The organism is Pseudomonas sp. CFBP2511, assembly GCF_030209255.1.
Lineage (GTDB): Bacteria > Pseudomonadota > Gammaproteobacteria > Pseudomonadales > Pseudomonadaceae > Aquipseudomonas > Aquipseudomonas avellanae.
Genome location: NZ_JARVSI010000004.1, coordinates 40,039 through 63,074, shown reverse-complemented (window position 1 = coordinate 63,074; position 23,036 = coordinate 40,039). Strand labels below are relative to the sequence as shown.

Below are 23,036 nucleotides of genomic sequence, written 5' to 3'. Positions count from 1 at the left end.
ACTTCGCGAAAATCAAGACTTCTCCTACAGACCGCCTTTCACGTTTCGGATAGCCTCCCATGCGTCAACTAAACGCTGGTTATTGTTTACGGATCAAAGACACAAGGACGGCCTGCAATGATTTCTTCATCCCGATTGGGCGACAAGCACGCCTGCCCATTGCCGGGTCACGGTACAACGCCGATCGCTTCTGCATCCGGTGACGTCAACATCAATGGCCTGGGCGCGGCACGCGTGGGTGATACCTGTGGGTGCGGGGCGGTCATCACTTCGGGTTTCCCCTCTATTCAAGTGAATGGCCGTCCTATGGCCCACCTGGGAAGCCCAACCAGTCACGGCGGGACAATCATCACGGGCTCCAATAATGTTGGTGGCGGCTTCGTCATGGGTGACGCCGGTGGCGCGACCATTATTAACTTCATGGCGCTGGGGGCCTTCCGGCCAGACGGTTCCGTGGACGACGAGAAGATGGCGACCTTGTTGGCTGATCCGAAGCTCACGGAGAAAGCCTTGGCGGCGAATACTTTGGTTGAGCCTGGGGCTGCCGGTAAAGAGTCAGAGGCGAAGCCTGAGCCAAAAGCGGAAACCTTTGTTTGCAAAGATCCCGACAGGATGGAAGAGCTGGCGACCTACATTGCTGGCGAGATGAACACCAACATCAACAGCCCAGAAGTTCGGCAGATGAGAGACCTCAATAGCTTCGATGCGGCTGCAAAGATGAAGGAGTATGAGGCGCTTCCATTTTACTTGCGCCTTGGTCCCGGCCCGGACTTCTACAACATGGCGGCCGGTATGCAAGCCAAGGCTTTTGCCATCTGGGCAGAACGTGTTGGTCAGAATCGCCCGTGGGATCACAAGCCGATACTCGCCGCGAAATACGATGGCGTCGTCTACCACAAACAGGGCGATTACGATTACTTCTATGATATCTGGTCGAACATTCACTATGGATACGTCGGGCGAGCTGGCGGGCTTTCCGAAAGCATCCTTTTGGATGGCGCAGGTGCGGAGCAGATCGTTTCAGACACACTCAGGAAAGTAGGCGAGGTCCTACAGAAACCGAAAGAGGAAAGAAAACTTCCCGGGCCTAATCGCTCGGCCGACATTGATGGACTCCGTGCATGGGACGACGCCCCAGACCGGATTTCGATTAGCATTGGGATCAAGCTGTTCAGCCAAAATCCCGCCGGTGGAATTACGGCACAAATGATAATGAAGGAAGTTCTGGCAGTAGCACCTGAAGCATGGGGGAAAGGCATCCGTGAACACAAATGCAAGCAAAACTAAAAAAGGGTATGGCCGTTGGCTGCTCGTTGGCCTATTGGTCGGCCCTATCGCCTTTTGGTACTTGGCTTCTCCAGTCGTGGCAGTAAATTTTTCTCATGAAGGAAAGGACGGGTTTCGATACATCTGGAACACTCAGCATCAAATCTATAAGGGTGACATGCCCGCAGGTGGCGGCTCAGCGGTCGAGTGGGGCCAAATCTTCCCTGATAAAGATTTCTTCATGAGGTTCGATTGGTGGACCGATAAGGGAGTTCAGAGGTGTTTCTACGTGACGCCGAAATGGGGGCGGATGATAGACATTTACCTTGATGATAAAGGTCGAATCGACACTGCTGTGACTGACCATGATGTTATTGCTCGTTTAAAACAGTGTGCCGGGGAACCTGATCCTTTTCGGTCCTAAGGTTGCCTACCAGCGTCACCAAAGGACACCCTTCACAGCCACCAAGTAGAACGCAGACGACATCCTCAAGAAAGCATCACGGCCAAGATGATCATGGACGAAGTGCTTGCAGTACCGCTCCAGGCATGGGGTAAAGGGGTTCAACTACATGTCTGTCAATAAACCCAAGATCCGATATGGCCGTTGGATGCTTCTTCTACTCGTCATCCTTCCTGTGGCTTTTTGGTATTTTGCCTCTCCGGTCGTTGCGGTCAATTTTTCTCCGAATAGCAAGGAGGAGTTTCGATACGTTTGGAATACTCAAGACAGAATCCACAGGGGTGATATCAGGCACGGCGGTTCAGCCGTTGAATTCAGCTACATATTCCCTGACAAGGACTTTTTCATGATGTTCGATTGGTGGACCGACAAGGGTTTTCAGAGGTGCATCGACATCACGCCGGAATGGGGAAGAACGATAGACGTCTATCTTGATGACATCGGCAGGATCAACACAACCAAAACGACGCCGGACGTTATTGCTCGTCTGAAACAGTGTGTGGGGCAACCAGACCCCTTCCGCAGTCACCCGTGACACCCTTGCCTCCGGCTAACGCTTCCCCTTGCCGGGTGTGTAGATGACTTGCACCTCCAAGTCACCAGCGTGGCCACCATATCCAAGCTGGTTGCGCTTAGGCGCAACGCGCCATGCTTGGCGCACCACAAAAAAACCGCATCTCTCGATGCGGTTTTTTCATGGGTCAAGCTGTTACAAGCGGATCAGACCGTGAGGCTCTGCCCGCTCATGGCCAGGTCCAGCAGTTCGCGGTTGGCGACGGCATACATGGCGTAGTCCGTGCCGCTGGCCGCACGCAGCTCGACCAGCATGGCGCGCCAGCGCTCGACCATCAGCGAATGCTGTTCCAGCCACAGAGCCAGACGCGCTTCGATGTCTGACGGGCCGTCTGCCATTTGCAGGACCGACACGGTGATCGCCCGCTGTTGCCAGTCGATATCGTCACGGAACGCTTCACGCGCCAGGGCTTGCCAGTTGTTTTCCACCGGCAGGCTGCTGATCTGCTGCAAGTACCAGGTGATGTCCAGCGCGCTGCCTACGGCGAAGTAAGCCTTGGCCACATCGGCAGCGTTCTGCCCGGTGACGTCGGAGGCTTCGATGATCGGCAACAGCGTGTACAGGTGAGTCGTCCCGGCAACCATGCGCGCCAGCAATTCCGGCACGCCGGCTTCGACATAAGCCTGATAACGCGTCTGCCAGATCTCGCGGGTCGGACCTTCCAGCAGTTCGTCGAGCTTGAGGCCCAGCGCAGCGAGGTGCGGACCGAAGTGCGCCACGTCACGACCGGCATCCAGCTCGTTGCGACGGCTACGCAGGAACCAGCGCGTGGCACGACGCCCCAGACGCATCAGCTCATCCATCAGCGCCAGCTGGATTTCAGCCGAAACCTTGTAGTCCAGCGATTCGATCTGACGGAACCAGTGCGGCAGGTGGAAGATGTCCCGCACAATCACGTAGGCACCGGCCACAGCCGCAGCACTCATGCCGGTCGACTCCTTGAGGCGCTGCACAAAGGTGATGCCCATGTGGTTGACCAGGTCGTTGGCGATCTGCGTGCTGACGATCTCGCGCTTCAGACGGTGGCTGCGCATGGCCGTGGAGAACCTGGCACCCAGTGACGGCGGGAATGCGGTTTCCATGTCGCGGGTCAGATAGTCATCATCCGGCACACGCGATTCGAGCAACGCTTCCTTGAGGTCGATCTTGCTGTAGGAGATCAACACCGACAGCTCGGCACGACTCAGGCCTTGTTTGGCCGCAACCCGCTCGGCAATCTGGTCTTCAGCAGGCAGGAACTCGATGGCGCGATCGAGCTTGCCACGCGCTTCCAGGTCGCTCATCAGACGCTTGTATTCGGCAATCCGCTCGTACGCACGGCGTGCGGCCAGCGACAGTGCCTGGGTCTGCTTGTAGTTGTTGCCGAGCACCAGATGACCCACTTCGTCGGTCATGCTTTCGAGCAGCTGGTTGCGCTGCTTCTCGGTCATGTCACCGGCCTGCACCACTTCATTGAGCAGGATCTTGATGTTCACTTCGTGGTCGGAGCAGTCCACACCACCGGCGTTATCGATGAAGTCGGTGTTGGTTGCGCCGCCATTGAGGCCGAACTCGACACGACCCAGCTGGGTCATGCCCAGGTTGCCGCCCTCGCCCACCACCTTGCAGCGCAGCTCGTTGCCGTCGACACGCAGCGCGTCGTTGGCCTTGTCGCCGACATCGGCATGCGACTCTTCGCTGGACTTGACGTACGTACCGATGCCGCCGTTCCACAACAGATCAACCGGCGCCTTGAGCAGCGCGTGCAGCAGCTCGGTCGGAGTCAGCTTGTCGGCCTTGATGTCGAAGCGCGCCTTCATCTGTTCGGTGATGGCGATGCTCTTGAGGCTGCGCGGGAAGATCCCGCCGCCAGCGGACATGATGCTGGTGTCGTAATCGGTCCACGACGAGCGAGGCAGATTGAACAGACGCTCGCGCTCGGCAAAGCTGCTGGCCGGCTCCGGGTTTGGATCGATGAAGATGTGCAAGTGGTTGAACGCTGCGACCAGTTGCAGTTTGTCGGACATCAGCAGGCCGTTGCCGAATACGTCACCGGCCATGTCGCCGATGCCGATCACGCTGATGCTGTCCTGCTGCACATTGATGTCGCGTTCACGGAAGTGACGCTGCACGCCCACCCACGCGCCCTTGGCAGTGATGCCCATTTTCTTGTGGTCGTAACCGGCCGAGCCACCGGAGGCGAACGCATCACCCAGCCAGAAGCCGTAGTCGATAGCGATGCCGTTGGCGATGTCGGAGAAGGTTGCGGTGCCCTTGTCGGCGGCGACCACCAGGTACGGGTCATCGTCGTCGTGGCGTACCACGTTGACCGGCGGCACCAGCACGCCTTCCTTGAGGTTGTCGGTGATGTCCAGCAGGCCCGAAATAAAGATGCGGTAGCAGGCAATTGCTTCTGCCTGCACTTCGTCGCGGTTGCCAGTGGTTGGCAGACGGCGCGGCACGAAGCCGCCCTTGGCGCCGACCGGCACAATGACCGAGTTCTTCACCTGTTGAGCCTTGACCAGACCGAGCACTTCGGTACGGAAGTCTTCTTCGCGGTCCGACCAGCGCAGGCCGCCACGCGCCACGTTGCCGAAGCGCAGGTGCACGCCTTCGACACGCGGCGAATACACGAAGATCTCGAACTTGGGCACCGGCTTTGGCAGCTCGGGGATCAGGCGCGGGTTGAACTTGAAGCTGAAGTAACTCTTGCTCTGCCCGTTTGCGTCAGCCTGATAGAAGTTGGTCCGCAGGGTGGCCTTGATCAGGTCCAGGTAGCGACGCAGGATGCGGTCTTCGTTGAGCACCTGAACATCGTCCAGTGCGGTCAGAATCGCCTGCTCCAGACGCAATTGCTTGTCGTCCAGGTCATCGGAGCCCAGTTTGCGCGCCAGATAGAAACGGGTCTTGAACAGACGCGTCAGCTCGCGGGCGATGTCGGTGTGGTTGTTCAGGGTGGTGGCGATGTAACCCAGATCAAAGCCCAGACGAATCTGCTTCAAGTAACGCGCGTAGGCACGCAGCAACGCCACGTCGCGCCATGGCAGACCGGCCGTCAGCACCAGACGGTTGAACGCATCGTTTTCGGCATCGCCGCGCACGATATGCACGAACGCATCCTGCAAGGTGTCGTTAAGCTGTTGAATATCGAGGCTCAAGCCTTCGCCATAGGTAAAGGCGAAGTCATGAATCCAGAATTCGCGACCATTGGCGTGGTGCAGGCGATACGGGAACTCGCCCAGTACGCGCAGGCCAAGGTTTTCCAGAATCGGCAGCACGTCGGACAGCGCCAGCGGCGTGTCGGCGTGATACAGCTTGCAATGCAATTGCTGACGATCACCGGCCAGCGGCTGATAGAAGCTCATCACCAGTGGATTGGTTTCGCTCAGGCTCAGCATGTGCTGCATGTCGACCACGGCCGAGTGCGCCGCAAAGCGCTCGCGATAACCCGCCGGGAAGCCTTTCGGGAAGTCGGCCAGCACGTTGGTGCCTTGCGCTTCGCCGAAGCTTTCCACGACCAGACTGGCGTAGTCGTCCTTCCACGAGCGGCAGGCCTGAATGACTTCGTTTTCCAGCTGGGCAACGTCGATGTCCAGGTTGATCTTCGGGTCTACCCGCAGGATCAGCTGCACACGCGCCAGGACCGATTCGGAGAAGAATGTCCAGAACTCGCAGTCACTGGCTTTCAGGCGATCCATCAGCACCTGCTGGATCTTCTGCCGCACTTCGGTGGAATACACGTCACGCGGCACGTAGGCCAGGCAGTAGCAGAAACGGCCGTACGGGTCCTTGCGCAGGAACACGCGAATCTTGTTGCGCTCCTGAATCTGCACGATGGACATGACCGTGGCGAACAACTCGTCCACCGGGGTCTGAAACAGGTCGTCGCGGGGCAGCACTTCGACGACCTGCGCCAGTTCCTTGCCCAGATGCGCCTTGGCATCGAAGCCGGAACGACGCTCGACTTCTGCAACCTTGCGGCGAATGTACGGGATCTGCCGCACGCTCTCGCCATACACCGACGAGGTGTACAGGCCCATGAAGCGGCATTCCTTGATGACCTTGCCGGAGGCGTCGATCTGCCGGATCGACACGTAGTCCGGGTAGGCCGGACGGTGTACGCGGCTCGGGTGCGCGGCCTTGGCGAACGACAGCAGCACCGGCTCTTGCAGGTATTTCACCGCATAGTCTTCGATGTGCAGGTCTTCGTGGCTCAGCCCCGGACGCAGCAGGCGGGTCAGGCCCAGGAACGAAGATTCGTCGTACACCAGTTGACCGCCATTGGCGTCCGTGCGCACCTCGAACTCTTCGTACCCCAGAAAGGTAAAGTGGTTATCCACCAGCCATTGCAGGAAGACCTTGATTTCGGCCTTTTCTTCGGCATCGGTATTGGATTGGTTGGCATCGATGCTCGCGAGCAGATCATGCAGACGCGCTTTCATCGGCGCAAAATCTTCGACCGCAACCCGCACCTCGCCGAGCACCTGCTCCAGCTCGCGAGCCAGCACGTTCAACTCGCTGGCGCTGGCGCAGCGGTCGATCTCCAGGTACATCAGCGATTCCTGCAGCACGTCTTCGCCGGTGGCGCCCTTGGGCAGCAGCTCCAGCAACTCGCCGTTCGCGCCGCGGCGCACGCTCAACACGGTGGTTTGCAAGGTGTGGATGCTGTAACCGCGACGGTTCAGCTCGGTGCGTACGGAGTCGACCAGAAACGGCAGGTCGTGATGCAGCACTTCGACGGCAGTGTGAGTCGACTGCCAGCCGTGGCGCTCGTAATCAGGGTTGTAGACGCGCACCTGCGGGTGAGCGTGTTCGAAACGCTCCAGCAGACGCCACGCGGACAAGGTGCAGCCTGCCAGGTCGGACAGACGCCGCTGGGTGAGTTCGTCGAGGGAAATGATGCCGAAGAATTGCTCGGCAAACAGCGCCACTTGTGGCAGTGCCTGTTCGCTGATGTGCTGAGCCAGTGCCGCTTGCAGTTGATGCTGGAAGTCGGACTTGCTGGCTGCGGTGAAGAACGCCATCTGTGGTACTCCGCTTTGGCTTTTATTGGGGAGGCTTGAAGAAGGTGTTGCGACCGGGGTGCCCTCACGTTCAACTGTGTGGGCACGACCCCGTCGAGTGTAAAGCTAAAGTACTAACGCCCGCTGTGTCAGGGTAGTCACATTTGAATGCCGGGATGAAAAAACCGGTACGCAGGGCAGACACCCTACACCACTCGTCTGCCATGCAGCTTAACGAGAGCTGACCGCGCACTGCTTACGAAGCTGCGACATATTCGGTCATCAGGTCACGCTAAAATCCGCACGATTGTGCCAATACCGACCGACAATTTATGCCCGGTGCTGGCAAAATCCATCCCACGCTTCCCAACCGCACTGGAAACCCTATGCAAATCAAGACCGCCGCCCTGATCGTCAATGCCTGCGACGACGAATACGACAACATGGCGCTGCTGTGCTGCCACGGAGAAGGCGGCGACCTGTTTTCCCTGACCCGTTTCCCGGATGAAAACGAAGTGGAAATCACCGTTGGCGATGACACGTCGCACACCGTCTCCAGCCTTGAAGTCACCCTGGATGGCCAGCGCCTGCTGGTGCAAATCGGCCCGGCAGATGCCGCGCAACTCAAGGGGCATGAGCAATTTGAAATCATCCACGGCACAGACGCGGACGAGCTGGCGGAGGTTAACCGGACGTTGCGCATCATCACGGCCAACGTGGGTGAGTACGTCAGCAGCGTCGATTGAAGGGCAAAACCCGTTAGAGTGATGGCTTCGCCACCTGGGAGCCCATCATGAACCGTATTTTCGACGCCCACTGCCATATCATCGACCCGCACTTCCCGCTGATCGCCAATAACGGCTACCTGCCGGAGCCGTTCGGCGTCAGCGACTATCTGGCAAGCGTCGGGCCGCTGGGCGTTCAAGGTGGCGCGATTGTGTCCGGTTCTTTCCAGGGTTTTGATCAGGGCTACCTGTTGGAGGCCCTGCGTCTGCTGGGGCCGGGGTTCGTTGGCGTGACTCAGTTGCCCGCCAGCGTTACCGATGCCGAACTGGACACCCTGAATGCGGCGGGCGTTCGTGCCCTGCGCTTCAACCTCAAACGTGGCGGCTCGGAGCAACTTGACCAACTGGAAGCCCTGGCGCTGCGCGTGCATGAGCGTGTGGGCTGGCATTCGGAGCTGTACATCGACTCACGAGAGCTGGCTGAAATTGAAACACGCCTGCACAAATTGCCGGCGATCAGCATCGATCATCTGGGATTGAGCGCAGAGGGCCTGCCGGTGTTGCTGCGCCTCGCGGAACGTGGTGTGCGCATCAAGGCCTGCGGCTTTGGCCGTGTGGACTTTCCGGTACGCGAAGCACTCAGGGACATCAATGCCGCCAACCCGAATGTGCTGATGTTCGGCACCGACCTGCCTTCGACCCGAGCACCGCGCCCTTTCCAGGCAGACGATATCGAGTTGCTGATCGACGCCCTGGGTGAGAAAGACGCACAGCGTGCAATGTGGGACAACGCCGCGAGTTTCTATCGCCTGCCGTGAGCGGTGCTCAGGGCCTGCGCCTCAAGCCCTACATAATTGCCGACGGAACGTGTAGGACAATTCTCGGATAAGTGAGGTATCCGTCTCTAAATGCAATAAAAAACCCTCCAGTCGTTAGTGGATAACGACCCGGATGGATTAAAGTAACGCCCCCAGTTCAGCGGTCACCCGACACAGCTGATAACCCTGCCAGGAATCGTCACCGATGGAACATCGTGAAGCGCTGATTGCGCTGCGAACATTTCTTTCAACGCAGATCCTTGGCCAGGAAAAGCTGATCGAACGCCTGCTCATCGCCCTGCTCGCCGACGGCCACATGCTGGTCGAGGGCGCACCGGGTCTGGCCAAGACCAAGGCCATCAAGGAACTGGCAGAAGGCATCGAAGCGCAGTTCCACCGTATTCAGTTCACCCCCGACCTGCTGCCTGCCGACATTACCGGCACGGAAATCTATCGCCCGGAAACCGGCAGCTTCGTGTTCCAGCAAGGGCCAATCTTCCACAACCTGGTGCTGGCTGACGAAATCAACCGGGCTCCGGCCAAGGTCCAGTCGGCGCTGCTTGAGGCCATGGCTGAACGCCAGGTCAGTGTCGGTCGCAGCACCTACGACCTGTCGCCGCTGTTTCTGGTCATGGCGACCCAGAACCCCATCGAGCAGGAAGGCACCTACCCGCTGCCCGAAGCCCAGCTCGACCGTTTTCTGATGCACGTCAAAATCGGCTTCCCGGATGCCGCCGTCGAACGCAAGATCTTGCAGCAGGCGCGTGGCGAAGCCCTCAACGGCGAGACCAAGCCCGAGCGGCGGGTCAGCCAGCAGGCGATCTTCGCTGCACGCAAGGAAATCCTTGGCCTGTACATGGCCGATGCGGTCGAGGAATACCTCGTGCAACTGGTCATGGCCACCCGCACCCCGGCCAAGTTCGACCCTGAGCTGGCCGAATGGATTGCCTACGGCGCCAGCCCGCGTGGCTCCATCTCGCTGGACCGCTGCGCCCGCGCCCATGCCTGGCTGGCCGGACGCGACTTCGTCAGCCCCGAGGACATTCAGGCGGTGCTGTTCGACGTGCTGCGCCACCGCATCATCCTGTCGTTCGAGGCAGAAGCCGCCGGCATCGATCAGGATCGCGTAATTCAGCGCATCCTCGACGTCGTGGCCGTCGCCTGACCCCATGCAACCCTACCTGATCCCCCAGCCGGGCATTCGTGTCAGCCTCAGCGAGCTGATCGAGATGCGTCATCGGGTACGGGAAGTGCAGCTGTTTTCCACGCCGAGCCGACGCAGCCCGTTGATCGGCCTGCACCATTCCAAGCTGCGCGGGCGGGGTGTGGACTTTGATCAGGTGCGCGTCTATCAGGCGGGCGATGACGTGCGCAGCATCGACTGGCGCGTCACCGCCCGTACCCAGGAACCGCACACCAAGCTATTCCATGAAGAGCGCGAGCGGCCGATTTTCATTCTGGTGGAACAAAGCCGCCGGTTGTTTTTCGGCTCCGGCCTGATGTTCAAGTCGGTGCTGGCCGCTCAGGCTGCCGCGCTGATCGGCTGGGCCGCGCTGGAGCACAACGACCGGGTCGGCGGGCTGGTGTTCGGCGATAACGAGCACTATGAAATCAAACCGCGACGCAGCAAGCAGAGCCTGTTGCAACTGCTCAACCGCCTGGTGCGGGTCAACCAGTCGTTGCACACGGAAATCCCCGCCGACCGCGATGCCTTTGGTACTGCATTGCGGCGCGCCCGCGAAGTGCTGCGCCCCGGCAGCCTGGTGATCGTGCTGTGTGATGAGCGCGCGCTGTCCGATGTTGCCGAACAACAGTTGAGCCTGCTCTCACGCCACAGCGACCTGCTGTTGCTGCCGTTGTCCGACCCGCTGGACCGCGCCCTGCCTGCCGCAGGCCTGTTGCGCTTTGCCGAGCGCGGCGCGCAACTGGAACTCGACACCCTCAACCCCGAGTTGCGCCGCGCCTATCGGCAACAGGGCGAAGACCGCTCTGCCCGCTGGGAATTGCTCGCGCAAAAGCTGCGTGTATTGCTCATGCCCCTGAGCACGCAAAGCGAACTGGTCGAGCAACTGCGTGAATACCTCAACGCCCAGCGTCCGGTAAAACGCAAATGAACCCGCTGGATCAACTGCAACCGCTGATCGCCCCCGACGCTGTCGGCTTCTGGCCGCTCGCGCCGGGGTGGTGGGCGCTGCTGTTGCTGATCCCAGCTGCGGGCTGGGGCCTGTGGCGCTTACGCCGACTGCTGCCGGTCAAGGCTGGCAAGGTACGCAGCGAGCAACCACTGGACCCGGTTCGCGTCGCAGCCCTCGCGGAGCTGGCCAGCCTGCCCAAACCCTATGACGGCGCGCCCGCCGGTGCCTGGCTGCAACAGATCAACGGGCTGCTCAAACGCCTGTGTCGCAATCATTACCCGCACAGCCAGAGCCACACCCTCAATGGCCGCAAATGGCTGGCGTTCCTCGACAATCGCTGCCCGGCCGCGGGCCTGACGCGCTGGATGATTCTGGTCGAAGGCGCTTACAAACCCGAGTGCAAGCTGGATGACAAGGCCATCACCGGGCTGACCCAGGCGGTCGATACGTGGATTCGCAAACATGTTTGAATTCGTCTGGCCCTGGGTTTTCGTCCTGCTGCCACTGCCGTGGCTGATGCGCGCCTTGCTGCCGATGGCTGACAGTGGCGAACCGGCACTCAAGGTCAGTTTTCTCGGCGAACTCGAAGGGCTGAGCGGACGCCGTGCCAAGGCCAATCTGCCGGTCTGGCGCCAACGTGCGCCGTTTCTGCTGATCTGGCTGTTGCTGCTGATTGCAACTGCGCGCCCGCAATGGCTGGGCGAACCCTTGCCGGTGGCGGCCAGCGGTCGCGACCTGCTGGTGGCGGTCGATGTGTCCGGGTCGATGGACTACCCCGACATGCAGTGGAAAAGCGATGAAGTCAGCCGACTGGTGCTGGTCCAGCAACTGCTTGGCGACTTTCTGGAAGGCCGCAAGGGTGATCGGGTCGGCCTGATCCTGTTCGGCACGCAGGCATTTGTTCAAGCACCGCTGACCTATGACCGACGCACCGTGCGGGTCTGGCTCGACGAAGCGAAAATAGGCATTGCAGGCAAGAATACCGCCGTTGGCGATGCTATCGGCCTGGCCCTGAAACGCCTGCGCCTGCGCCCGGCCAACAGCCGTGTGCTGGTGCTGGTCACCGATGGCGCCAACAACGCGGGGCAGATCGATCCGATTACTGCCGCACGGCTGGCCGCCGAAGAAGGCGTGAAAATCTACCCCATCGGCATCGGCTCGGACCCCGATAAAGACGCCCTGCAAAGCGCGCTGGGCCTGAGCCCGAGCCTTGACCTGGACGAACCGACGCTCAAGGAAATCGCCAGTATCAGTGGCGGCCAGTATTTCCGCGCGCGCGACGGCGACCAGTTGGAAAAGATCCGTGCCACCCTCGATGCGCTGGAGCCGGTTGCCCAGCAGCCCACCCAGGCGCGCCCGGCACAGACGCTTTATCAATGGCCGCTGGGGAGCGCCCTGCTGCTGAGTGTGCTGCTGGTATTGCGCGAACTGTGGCCCAACAATGCCCTGCAACGCCTGCTTGCACTTGCCCGTTCCATTCAATGGCGCGAGCGCCTCAATCGTCTGCGGAGGTCGCGATGATCGCCGCGCTCTGGCCGCACTGGTTCCGCCCCCAATGGTTGTTGATTCTGCCATTGCTGGCACTGCTGATCTGGCGGCTCTGGCATCGGCAGAAACGTGCCGGGCGCTGGCAAATGCTGCTGCCCACGCACTTTCATGCCGTTTTGCTCAATGGCGGGCGAGGCAGCAACAGCAAATTGCCGTGGCTCGCGCTGGGGCTGGCCTGGTTGCTGGCACTGTTCGCCCTGCTAGGGCCGAGCTGGCAGCGCGTCGAGCAAATCAGCCAGAAGCCGGTCGATCCGCTGGTGGTGATACTCGAGCTGACCCCGCAGATGCTCGCCACCGACACGCCACCGACGCGCCTTGAACAGGCCCGGCGCAAACTGCTGGACCTGTTGCAGAAACGCAGCGACGCGCAAACCGCCATTGTCGTCTACGCAGGCAGCGCGCACACGCTGGTGCCGCTGTCCGACGATCTGGTCACCAGCCATAACCTGCTTGATGCCACCAGGCCGTCAATCATGCCCATGACCGGCCAGCGCGCCGACCTGGCGGTACACAAGGCGCTGACCCTGCTCAAGCAAGGCGCGCTGGGTCAGGGGAGAATTCTGCTGCTCACCTCGTCGCTGAGTGAGCAGGAGCGCCAAGGCATTCGCGAAGCCCTGCGCGGCCAGTCGCCGCCGTTGCTGATCCTCGGCATCGGCACGGCCGAAGGCGCGCCGGTGACCCAGGAAAACGGCAGCCTGTTCAAGGACGATCAGGGCGCGATTCTGGTGCCACGCCTGGACAGCGCCAGCCTCAATGACTTCGCCGATCAGGTCGGCGGCAGCTACCGTCAGGCGCGCGGCGACGAAGAAGACCTGCGCAGCCTCGGGCTGTTGGCCAGCCCTCAGCACGTGCGCAGCGACGGGCAACTGGTGCAACTCGATACCTGGGCCGATCAGGGTCACTGGTTGCTGTTGCCGCTGTTGCTGATCGCCGCGCTGGCGGGCCGACGCGGCTGGTTGTTCTGTCTGCCGCTGGTGTTCGTGTTTCCGCAGAACAGCCAGGCGTTCGAGTTTCAGGACCTGTGGCTGCGCCCCGATCAACAGGGCCAGCGGCTGCTGGAACAGCATCGGCCAGCCGAGGCTGCGCAGCGCTTTGACGATGTGCGCTGGAAAGGCGTAGCGCTGTACGAAGCGCAGGATTACGCCAGCGCCGCCCGGCAGTTTGCCCAAGGCAACAGCGCGACAGACCACTACAATCGTGGCAATGCGCTGGCGCGCAGTGGTGAGCTGGAAGCTGCACTGGATGCCTACGAACAGGCGCTGGACCGCCAGCCGGAGTTTCCTGCCGCGCAAGCCAATCGGGCGCTGGTGCAGGGTGTGCTGGATCAGGCCAAGGTGCAAAAGCCTGCGCAGGACGAGCAAAACAAGGCCGATCAGGGCGAGGAAGGCCAGCAAGCCTCACAGGACCCGAACAGCAGCGCGTCGCCAGCCGATGAAAACCCGTCCCGAACGGACCAGCCCGGCACCAGTGAAAGCCTGCCGCCGGATACCAGCGGCCAGGCGGCCTCAGGCTCGGCGATGGACGACGAACACACCACTCGCCCGCCGACTCCGGGCGCCGACAGCCCGATCACCGGCGAGCGGCGTCAGGAGCTGGAGCAGTGGCTGAGGCAGATTCCGGATGATCCGGGCGAACTGCTGAGGCGCAAATTCCGCTACGAACAGCAACATCAGGAAAAGACCCGATGAGTCGCGTGTACACCTTATTGACCGGCCTGCTGCTCAGCCTGATCGCCTTGTCGTTGCAGGCTGCGCAACTGACGGCCAGCGTTGACCGCACGCGCCTGAATGCGGGTGAAACGGTCGAGCTGACGCTGGAAACCGACGACGTCACGCAGTTCGGCAAACCCGATATGAGCTCACTGGAGGCCAGTTTCGAGGTACGTGATACCCGCCAGCTCAACAGCCTGAAGACACTCGACGGCAGCAGCCAGGCCACCACGCGCTGGATCGTCACGCTGCTGCCACGCGAGACCGGCAGCGTGATCATCCCCTCGTTGCAGCTGGGTGAACTGAAAAGCCAGCCCCTGACCTTGCAGGTCATGCAGAGCGAAACCAAGGAACCAGCCAGCCACCTGGCGTCGATCTTCATCGAAGCGAGTCTTGATCAGGACAGCGTCTATGTTCAGGCTCAGGCCGTGCTGACCCTGCGCGTCTATCATTCGGTGTCGCTTTTCGACGACAGCAGCCTGAGCCCCTTGCAAGTGCCGGATGCGCGGGTCGAAAAACTCGGCGACGCGCGCACCTACGAAAAGCTCATCAATGGCGTGCGCCACGGCGTGATAGAGACACGCTACGCGATTTACCCGCAGCAAAGCGGCGTGCTTACCATCCCGTCGCAGGTTTTCAGTGCCACGCTGGTGCAACCCCCTGCCGAAGCGCAGGGCCAGGAGGCCAATCCGTTCGGCCCGCAACCGGGCAAATCAGTGCGGGTCAAGTCCGCCGAAGTCCCGCTGACCGTCAAACCCAAGCCTGCCAACTACCCGGCCGACATCGCCTGGTTGCCAGCGCGCAGCATCAGCCTCGAAGAAAACTGGAGCCCGGAGCCGGGTACCACTCAGGTCGGCGACTCATTGACCCGAACCATCACCCTCAAGGCAGAGGGGCTGGCCGGTGCGCAATTGCCGCCGCTTGCGCCGACCGAAGTGCCGAGCCTGCGGCGTTATCCTGATCAGCCACAATTGCGCAACCTGCCCAGCGAACGGGGCCTGATCGGCACGCGTGAAGAGCGCGAGGCACTGGTACCCGGTCGTGCAGGAGCAATCGAACTGCCTGCCGTCGAAGTGACCTGGTGGAACACCCGTGAAGACTACCTGGAACACACCAGCCTGCCGGCGCGAACCCTGCAGATCAGCAACAACCCCGGGCTTGCGGTGGACACACCGGTGAGCAATGAGCAAGGCGGTATGACCGTGATCGGCCCGCCGGTCTGGCCTTGGCAATTGAGCACGTTGCTGTTTGTCTGCACCACCCTGCTGGGCCTTGCGCTGTGGTGGCGGGCGCGTGGGCAACCGGCAATCGCCCGGACCGTGCAGGCCGGGCCGAGCCCGCGTACCGTGCTGGATGATCTCAAGCGCGCCTGCCTGGCCAACGACCCACAAGGGACCCGTCAGGCACTCGACGCCTGGGCCCGCCAACAGCCGGAAACCCTTGCCGAAATGGCAGCGCGCTTCGTGCCGCTGTCTGATGCGCTGGACGGCCTGAACGGTGCGCTTTATAGCGAAACCGGCAAGCTGTGGCTGGGCGAAGACCTCTGGCGCGCCGTGCGCAAACTGCCGGCCGCCGAACATATTCAGGACCCGGCAGGCGATGCCGGGTTGCCGCCGCTGTATCCCAAGTGAGGATGCAGCGCAGGCATTACCCTTACACGACAAGGTAAACCAATGCGTCTGTTTCACACCTCCGACTGGCATTTGGGTCAGAACCTGCATGGCCAGGAACGGGACTTCGAACATGCCTGCTTTCTGACCTGGCTGCTGGCCCGTCTGGCCGAACGACAACCTGATGTGCTGCTGATAGCAGGCGACATCTTCGACACCGTCAACCCGCCGGTCAAAGCCCAGGAACGGCTGTACGACTTCATCGTCAACGCCCACGAGCAACAGCCGCTGCTGACCATCGTGATGATTGCTGGCAACCATGACTCCGGGTCGCGCATCGAACTGCCCGCGCCGCTGATGCGCCGTCTGCGCACCCATGCGCTGGGCAGGGTGATGTGGCTGAACGACGGCGTACTGGATGCCGAACGTCTGCTGCTGCCGTTGCCCGATGCCAATGGCGACATCAAGGCCTGGTGCCTGGCGCTGCCCTTCCTGCGCCCCGCTGAAGTCACCGGCCCGACCCTGGGTGATGACTACCTGCGCGGCATTGGCCGGGTGCATGAACTGCTGATCGATGCGGCCAATCTCAAGCGCCAGCCAGGCCAGGCATTGATCGCCATCAGCCACGCACACATGGCGGGCGGCTCGGTCTCGGAAGACTCCGAACGCAGCCTGATCATCGGCAACGCCGAAGCCTTGCCCGCCAGCCTGTTCGGGCCGAGCATCACCTACGTCGCCCTCGGCCATCTGCACAAGCCGCAGCGGGTCAATGGTGAAGAGCGTATTCGCTACAGCGGCTCGCCGATCCCGCTGTCCTTTTCGGAAATCGGCTACCAGCATCAGATTCTCGAGATCAATTGCGACGGCGACACGCTGACCAGCGTCGAGCCCTGCCTGATCCCGCGCGCCGTCAACCTGCAACGTCTCGGGCCTGCGCCATTGGCTGATCTGCTGGTGCAGCTCAAGTCGCTGCCGGACATCGACCTGCTCGCCGACCCGGACCGCCAGCCGTGGCTGGAAGTGCGCGTGCGTCTGGATGAGCCGCAACCGGACCTGCGCAACCAGATCGAAACCGCGCTGCAAGGCAAGGCCGTACGGCTGGTGCGCATCGGTGCCGAATACGCCGGTAAAGGCAGCGCCGATGGCAGCGACGGCGAGGCGGGCCTGATCGAACTGGACCAGCTCACCCCACAGGAATTGTTCAGCCGTGCCTGGCAAGACAACTTTGGTAGCGAGGTGGACGAACAGACCCTGACCGATTTCGCCACGCTGCTGCGTGAAGTTCAGCAGGAGAGCGAACAGCCATGAAGATTCTTGCCATTCGCCTGAAAAACCTGGCCTCGCTGGCCGGGCCGTTTGAAATTGATTTCACCGCCGAGCCGCTGGTCAGCGCCGGCTTGTTCGCGATTACCGGGCCTACCGGCGCGGGCAAAAGCACCTTGCTCGATGCCCTGTGCCTGGCGCTGTTCGGGGCGATTCCGCGGCTGAGCAATATCGGTCAGTCCAAGGTCCCGGACATCGACGGCGACATCACCACCAGTGACCCGCGCACCCTGCTGCGTCGTGGCACCGGAAGCGGTTACGCCGAGGTGGATTTCATCGGTATCGATCAGCGTCGCTATCGGGCCCGCTGGGAAACCAATCGCGCACGGGACAACGCCACCAAGAAGCTACAGGCCAGCCGTCAGACGCTCACCGATCTGGACAGCGAGCAAATCCTCAGCAACCAGAGCAAGCGAGAATTCGAGCAACTGATCGAAAGCCGTCTGGGCTTGAATTTCGAGCAGTTCACCCGCGCCGTGATGCTCGCCCAGAGCGAGTTCAGTGCCTTTCTAAAAGCTGATGACAAGGAACGCAGCGAACTGCTGGAAAAGCTGACCAACACTGCGATCTACAGCCAGTTGGGTCGGCGCGCCTACAGCAAGAGCAAGGAAGCCGAAGAAGCGCTGAAAGCCCTCACCACCCAAGCCAGCAACATCGTCCCGCTGGGCCCGGAGCAACTGGTCGAGCTGGAACAGCGCTTCAGCGACGCACAGCAACACCTCAAAGCCCATCAAGCACAACAGCGGCAGCTGGAACTCAAGCAGCAATGGCTGATCGAGCTGCATCGTCTGCGTGACGAACAGCTCGCCGCGCAGGAAGCGCTGAACAGTGCGCAACAGACCTGGGACCAGCAAAGCGGCGAGCGGCAAACTCTCGGCCAACTGGAGCGTCTGGGCCCGCAACGCCATCGCTTTGCCCGCCGGACCACCTTGAACGCCCAGCTCGACCCGCTGGCCGAGCAGATTCGTCAGCATCAGGCTCAACACACCTCGCTGCAGGGCCAGCAACAACAGCTGGAAACCCACCGCGCTCAGGCGCACACCAGCCTGCTGGACGCGCAGCAGCAACACGGCAGCGCCAAACCGCTGTTGCAACAGGCGTTTGATGCCCAGAACACCCTCAATCACCTGGCCCAGGAACTGACCAAGGCCTGCGACCTGCATCAGCACACCGGGCAGCTTTGCGCTGAAGGTCAGGCCAGCCTGCAAACCCTGCTCGACCAGCAGCAACAGGTTGCGCAGCGCCTTGAACGGATTGCCGAACAACTGCAACGCAGCAGCGAGCTGGCCCCGCTGGCTCAGGCCTGGAACGCCTGGCGCGACCGCCTGAAATCCCTGACGCTGATCGCCAACCGCCTCAAGCACGGGCACAGTGAGCTGCCAGCGCTGCAACAACGCGCTGGCGTCGCCGACCAGCAGTTGGACGAGCAGCGCAGCGCGCTGGAATTGCTCTATCGCGAAGCCGACTGCGAAGTCGAGGCTGTGACCGAGCAGGTGCAGATTCTTGGCAGCCTGTTGCAGGACAACCGTAAACAGCAACGCGCGTTTGAAGAACTGACTCGCCTGTGGGCCAGCCAGCAAGACGTCGACCGTCAGCTTGCTGATCTGACCCGGCAACAGCAAAGTGCTCAGCAGCAACGCGAACAGCTCAACAGTGAAGGCCTGCGGGTTCGTGACGAACTGGCAGTCGCCGAGCAGACCCTGACCGTCACCCGGCAACTGCTGGAGCGTCAACGCCTGGCCCGCAGCGCCAGTGTCGAAGAACTGCGCGTGCAGTTGCAGGACGACCAGCCCTGCCCGGTCTGCGGCAGCGTCGAGCATCCGTGGCATCAGCCCGAAGCGTTGCTTGAAAGCCTCACCCGGCATGACGACGACGAGCAGGCCAGCGCGCAGAAAGCGGTAGACCTGCTGACCGAACAGCGCAATCAGTTGCGTGAACAGGTGGGTGGCGTGATCGCTCGCCAGAAAGAACTGCTGCGCCAGCACGAGCAGCTTCTTGAGCGTCATCAGGCATTGGCGCCCGACATTGAAGCCCATCCCCTCGCCGCTCAATTGCTGGACCGCGACGCCGATAAACGCGACGGCTGGCTGAGCCAGCAACTGAGCCAGTTGAACGAAGTCATCGCCCGTGACGAGCAGCGTCAGCAGGCTTTGCTGACCTTGCAGAAAGACGCAGCCCGTTTGCAGCAGCAGCTCCAGGCCGCAACCGACGCCAGCCAGACCGCTGCGCGCCATGTTGCCGAGCAACTCAAGCAACTGGACGCCGATCAACAGCGCCTGGAAGAAGAACTGACGGCGTTCACACCGCTGGTCTCGCCGCAGGTGCTTGAAGGCCTGCGCAGCGACGCATCGGCTACGGTGATGCAGCTTGAGCAGCAAATCACCCAGCGTCTGGACCAGCTTGAGCAACAGGCTGAAGAACAGCAGGAACAGCGCGAACGCCAGCAGAAGCTCGAAAAGCAGCAAATCGAGCAGCAGGCGCGCCTGCAACGTCAGAGCGAACTGGCGCTTGAAGTCACCCGGCTCGACGCGCAGCAACAGGCCAGCCAGCAGGCACTGACCGGTCTGCTGGGCGAGCATGACACGGCCGAGCAATGGCAGCAGGCGCTGGAGAACGCCATCGAGCAGGCCAGGCAAACCGAAAGCTCGGCCGCCGAGGCCTTGCAGCAGATTCACAGCCAGTTGATCCAGCTGGCTGGCGAACTCAAATCCGGCCAGCAACAGCAGCACGCCATACAGCAAGAGTTGGCCGAACTCGACGTGCAGATCAGTGAATGGCGCAGTCAGCACCCGGAACTGGACGATGCCGCGCTCGACACGCTGCTGACCTACGATGACGCACACGTCGATCAACTGCGCCAGCAATTGCAGGCGACCGAGAAGAACCTGGAGCAGGCGAAAGTCTTGCTGCAGGAACGTGATCAGCGCCTGCAACAGCATCAGGCGCAGCACAGCGACCTGAACGACGACCAGCAACTGACCGCCGACCTGCAAACGGCTCAGGAGCAACTGGCGCAGAGTGAGCAGCAGTGCGCCGACCTGCGCGCCGAACTCAGTGAAGATCAGCGTCGCCGCAATGCCAACAGCGAACTGCAGACGCGTATCGCCGACGCCAACAGCGAATACCTGCGCTGGGCTCGTCTGGCGTCACTGATCGGTTCGGCTGAAGGTGATAAATTCCGCAAGATCGCTCAGGCCTACAACCTCGATCTGCTGGTGCATCACGCCAATGCGCAACTCAAGCAACTGGTGCGCCGCTACCGCCTGAAACGCGGCGGAAGCATGCTCGGCCTGCTGGTGATGGACACCGAAATGGGCGATGAACTGCGCTCGGTGCATTCGCTGTCAGGCGGGGAAACCTTTCTGGTCTCGCTGGCGTTGGCGCTGGGCCTGGCGTCGATGGCCTCCAGCACGCTGCGTATCGAATCGCTGTTCATCGACGAAGGCTTCGGCAGCCTCGACCCTGAGTCGCTGCAACTGGCCATGGACGCACTGGACGGGTTGCAGGCACAGGGCCGCAAAGTCGGCGTTATCTCTCACGTACAGGAAATGCATGAGCGAATTCCGGTGCAGATCAGAGTGCGTCGTCAGGGCAATGGGTTGAGTACGGTCGAGGTGGGTAACTGAGAAACCTGTGACCCAGAGCGTCACGAACGGCATGCTCACGCTGGAGCGTAGGGAACGATAATCTCAATTATGACTATCGTGCGACGCTCCACATCGGCATGCCGCTCTGGACGCTCTGCGTCCGATCTTGAATGCACCACCGCCATAAGCGCTTTCGCGAACAGGCTCACCTGACATTCCGTGCATGGCCTGCCGCGCAGTGGGCAGTAAGTCGCAGGGACCTGTGTGGGCGAACATGCTCGCGAAAGCGTGACGGCTGACGATTTACTGGGGAGTTTTGTGGTCCAGCGCGGCGTAGAAATTGGCGCTTTGTTGCAGATATTTCGTGGTGTAGGTCTGGCTGGCGTAAGCTTTTTTATCAGTGACGTCGACACTGGCGCTGGCCGGAAGCACGACGCTTGCCGAAATAGCCGATGCAGCGATGATGGAGAAAATATTGAAGTTCATATCGGTCACCCCTCGTTGTCTGTCTGTACGTTTGCTTGACGTGTTGGCCGTCTTGGCCGTGACTCAAACTTACGCCCGAGGGTGGTTCAGCAGAAATCTTTTGTAGCACTAACCCATATCATCAAGAATGATAACGGCTCCAGCCCTTATATCTTGCGGGCTGGAGCCGAACTGACCTACTTGTCGGTCAGAAAACGCAAGTAAGACGGTGAATCTGCATCAAATTTCTGCACCGTGTCACCGATCATTCCGCTTTGCGGATCACGGCGCACGGTCACGATCTGATTGCTCTTCTGATTGGCGAACAGCATGAACTTGCCGGTCGGATCAAAAGCGAACTCGTGAGGCTCCTTGCCTTCAAGGGAACGACGCTGAATTTCTTCAAGCTTGCCGCTGGCCTGATCGATCCGGAACACCACGACCTGGTTCGCGTCACCCCGATTGGTCACGTACAGAAACTTGCCATCCGGTGAAGTGTGCAAGGCACCACCACCGTTTTTCTCCTCCACACCTTTGTTCTTCATGTCGACCAGCTGGGTCTGCTTGAAGCCGCCGTCGTGGTAATCAAACACAGCAACCTGCGCCGTCATTTCCAGCACCAGCCAGGCATGCTTGCCATCAGCACTGAACAGGGTATGACGTGGCCCCGAGCCGCCTGGCAACTGCACGGTCGGCACTTTGGCAGGCTGCAGTGGCTTGGCCTGGTTCGCGTCGTAGCGATACACAAACAGCTTGTCGGCGCCCAGATCGGCACTCACCACGTACTTGTTATCCGGGGTCGGCACGGCCAGATGCACATGTGACGACAGTTGCCGCTCACTGTTGACCTTGCTTCCGGGCCCCAGTGGCAAGACCTGAACGGCCTCACTCAACGTGCCGTCCTTGCCTACCGGGACCACTGTCAGCGCGCCGCCAGGGTCAGGGTTCACGGCGTAGTTGGCAACGAACAGATAGCGACCGTCGTAGCTGAGGCTGGAGTGTGTCGGTTCTTCACCACGGCTTTGAACCTGATTGATCGGCGTGATCTGACGGGTTTTCGGGTCGATCGCAAAGCTGCTGACCTTGCCGACCACGTCTTTTTGCCCCGGGCCGTTTTCATTGACCGCGAACAGGTGACGCTGGTCTTTGGACAAGGTCAGCCAGGAGGGGTTGTCGGACTTGATGACCTGTAACGGTTTGGCATCGATCAAGCCGGTCTGGCTGTTGAAGCCGAAGCGGTAGATCCCTTCACTTTTGCCTTGCGTGTAGGAACCCATCAGCAATTCAGTATCGGGCATGGGTTGGGCCTGCAGGGTGAACGCGCTCATGGCACTGGCAATCGCCAGCCAGGGCAGGAGTTTATGGGGCATGGGGGCATCCCTTTTTGTTGAGGTTATTGATGCCTGTTACGGCACTGTCGGGTTTATGACAGCGCCCACCCGAATTTAATCAATCCTCCCCGGAATCATCTTCATCAGAGGGGGTAAAAGCGTCCAGGCAGATGATGCGGTGATCGGCATTGCCATCGTTGACGACCCAGCTTTGCAGGGACTCATCGAAGGTTGCAGCTTCGACCTGGGCTTTGCTGAAACGCCATACCTTGCGCTCGCGACCGTCCATGCATTCGATGTTCAGGTCATCGGCAAGCGAAAAGTCCCAGGCGTGCAGCCCGTCGATTTCCAGCATGGTGGTCGCTTCAAGGGCGGCGAGCAGTGTGGTGGGTGTGGTGGTCATGATATTTATCCGGCCTGCAAAAGCGCGAATGATAGGGCAAAAGGCAGGAGGAGATACACCGGTGATCGCCGTCACACGGTGAATAGCGGACGCAGAG

17 protein-coding genes are annotated in these 23,036 nt (G+C 60.8%); 13 read left to right on the top strand and 4 right to left on the bottom strand.

Features of this window, described 5'->3' with window-relative positions:
- Positions 1-117 precede the first annotated feature (117 nt).
- The 3 genes from QRN38_RS03160 to QRN38_RS03150 all read left to right on the top strand — a co-directional run bounded on the left by QRN38_RS03160 (position 118) and on the right by QRN38_RS03150 (position 2,264).
- Positions 118-1,287, top strand: a complete 1,170-nt coding sequence (locus QRN38_RS03160) for a polymorphic toxin type 44 domain-containing protein (protein ID WP_057417756.1) — start codon at positions 118-120, stop codon at positions 1,285-1,287.
- Positions 1,262-1,690 (top strand): hypothetical protein, encoded by a 429-nt coding sequence (locus tag QRN38_RS03155; RefSeq protein ID WP_074846304.1) that lies wholly within the window; start codon positions 1,262-1,264, stop codon positions 1,688-1,690. Before QRN38_RS03160 ends, QRN38_RS03155 begins: the two co-directional genes overlap by 26 nt.
- A gap of 148 nt (positions 1,691-1,838) precedes the next feature.
- Positions 1,839-2,264, top strand: coding sequence for a hypothetical protein (locus tag QRN38_RS03150; RefSeq protein ID WP_057417773.1), 426 nt, complete (start codon positions 1,839-1,841; stop codon positions 2,262-2,264).
- Between the two features lie 185 nt (positions 2,265-2,449).
- Here QRN38_RS03150 and QRN38_RS03145 read toward each other — a convergent pair whose 3' ends face one another.
- Positions 2,450-7,306, bottom strand: coding sequence for an NAD-glutamate dehydrogenase (locus QRN38_RS03145; RefSeq protein ID WP_024668233.1), 4,857 nt, complete (start codon positions 7,304-7,306; stop codon positions 2,450-2,452).
- A gap of 365 nt (positions 7,307-7,671) precedes the next feature.
- Here QRN38_RS03145 and QRN38_RS03140 point away from each other — a divergent pair, with 365 nt between their 5' ends.
- The 10 genes from QRN38_RS03140 to QRN38_RS03095 all read left to right on the top strand — a co-directional run bounded on the left by QRN38_RS03140 (position 7,672) and on the right by QRN38_RS03095 (position 20,779).
- A complete protein-coding gene (locus QRN38_RS03140; RefSeq protein WP_044392753.1) occupies positions 7,672-8,031 on the top strand; it encodes a hypothetical protein in 360 nt (119 codons plus the stop codon).
- Positions 8,032-8,078: 47 nt separating this feature from the next.
- Entirely contained in the window at positions 8,079-8,828 is a 750-nt protein-coding gene (locus tag QRN38_RS03135) for an amidohydrolase family protein (RefSeq protein WP_057417757.1), read from the top strand.
- Positions 8,829-9,033: 205 nt separating this feature from the next.
- On the top strand, positions 9,034-9,993 hold the full coding sequence (locus tag QRN38_RS03130; RefSeq protein WP_002554476.1) for an AAA family ATPase: 960 nt from the start codon (positions 9,034-9,036) through the stop codon (positions 9,991-9,993).
- A 4-nt stretch (positions 9,994-9,997) separates the two neighbouring features.
- Positions 9,998-10,942: a DUF58 domain-containing protein gene (locus QRN38_RS03125; protein ID WP_003376303.1), complete on the top strand. Its 945-nt coding sequence runs from the start codon at positions 9,998-10,000 to the stop codon at positions 10,940-10,942.
- Positions 10,939-11,433 (top strand): DUF4381 domain-containing protein, encoded by a 495-nt coding sequence (locus QRN38_RS03120; protein WP_005740107.1) that lies wholly within the window; start codon positions 10,939-10,941, stop codon positions 11,431-11,433. The genes QRN38_RS03125 and QRN38_RS03120 overlap by 4 nt, the downstream gene beginning before the upstream one ends.
- The gene (locus QRN38_RS03115; RefSeq protein ID WP_024668237.1) at positions 11,426-12,484 is read left to right on the top strand and encodes a vWA domain-containing protein; all 1,059 of its coding nucleotides are present in this window, start codon (positions 11,426-11,428) and stop codon (positions 12,482-12,484) included. The genes QRN38_RS03120 and QRN38_RS03115 overlap by 8 nt, the downstream gene beginning before the upstream one ends.
- The gene (locus QRN38_RS03110) at positions 12,481-14,199 is read left to right on the top strand and encodes a VWA domain-containing protein (protein WP_057417758.1); all 1,719 of its coding nucleotides are present in this window, start codon (positions 12,481-12,483) and stop codon (positions 14,197-14,199) included. The genes QRN38_RS03115 and QRN38_RS03110 overlap by 4 nt, the downstream gene beginning before the upstream one ends.
- Positions 14,196-15,851 (top strand): BatD family protein, encoded by a 1,656-nt coding sequence (locus QRN38_RS03105; protein WP_057417759.1) that lies wholly within the window; start codon positions 14,196-14,198, stop codon positions 15,849-15,851. Before QRN38_RS03110 ends, QRN38_RS03105 begins: the two co-directional genes overlap by 4 nt.
- A gap of 42 nt (positions 15,852-15,893) precedes the next feature.
- A complete protein-coding gene (locus tag QRN38_RS03100; RefSeq protein WP_011104710.1) occupies positions 15,894-17,138 on the top strand; it encodes an exonuclease SbcCD subunit D C-terminal domain-containing protein in 1,245 nt (414 codons plus the stop codon).
- Complete coding sequence (locus tag QRN38_RS03095; protein ID WP_057417760.1) at positions 17,135-20,779, top strand: AAA family ATPase; 3,645 nt, start codon at positions 17,135-17,137, stop codon at positions 20,777-20,779. Before QRN38_RS03100 ends, QRN38_RS03095 begins: the two co-directional genes overlap by 4 nt.
- Positions 20,780-21,043: 264 nt before the next feature.
- Here the strand turns inward: QRN38_RS03095 and QRN38_RS03090 are convergent, their stop codons facing one another.
- The 3 genes from QRN38_RS03090 to QRN38_RS03080 form a co-directional block, all read right to left on the bottom strand.
- On the bottom strand, positions 21,044-21,226 hold the full coding sequence (locus QRN38_RS03090) for a hypothetical protein (protein WP_005769138.1): 183 nt from the start codon (positions 21,224-21,226) through the stop codon (positions 21,044-21,046).
- A 176-nt stretch (positions 21,227-21,402) separates the two neighbouring features.
- Positions 21,403-22,575: a lactonase family protein gene (locus QRN38_RS03085; RefSeq protein WP_057417761.1), complete on the bottom strand. Its 1,173-nt coding sequence runs from the start codon at positions 22,573-22,575 to the stop codon at positions 21,403-21,405.
- Between the two features lie 79 nt (positions 22,576-22,654).
- The gene (locus QRN38_RS03080) at positions 22,655-22,939 is read right to left on the bottom strand and encodes a DUF5629 family protein (RefSeq protein ID WP_005769132.1); all 285 of its coding nucleotides are present in this window, start codon (positions 22,937-22,939) and stop codon (positions 22,655-22,657) included.
- Between the last annotated feature and the right edge of the window lie 97 nt (positions 22,940-23,036).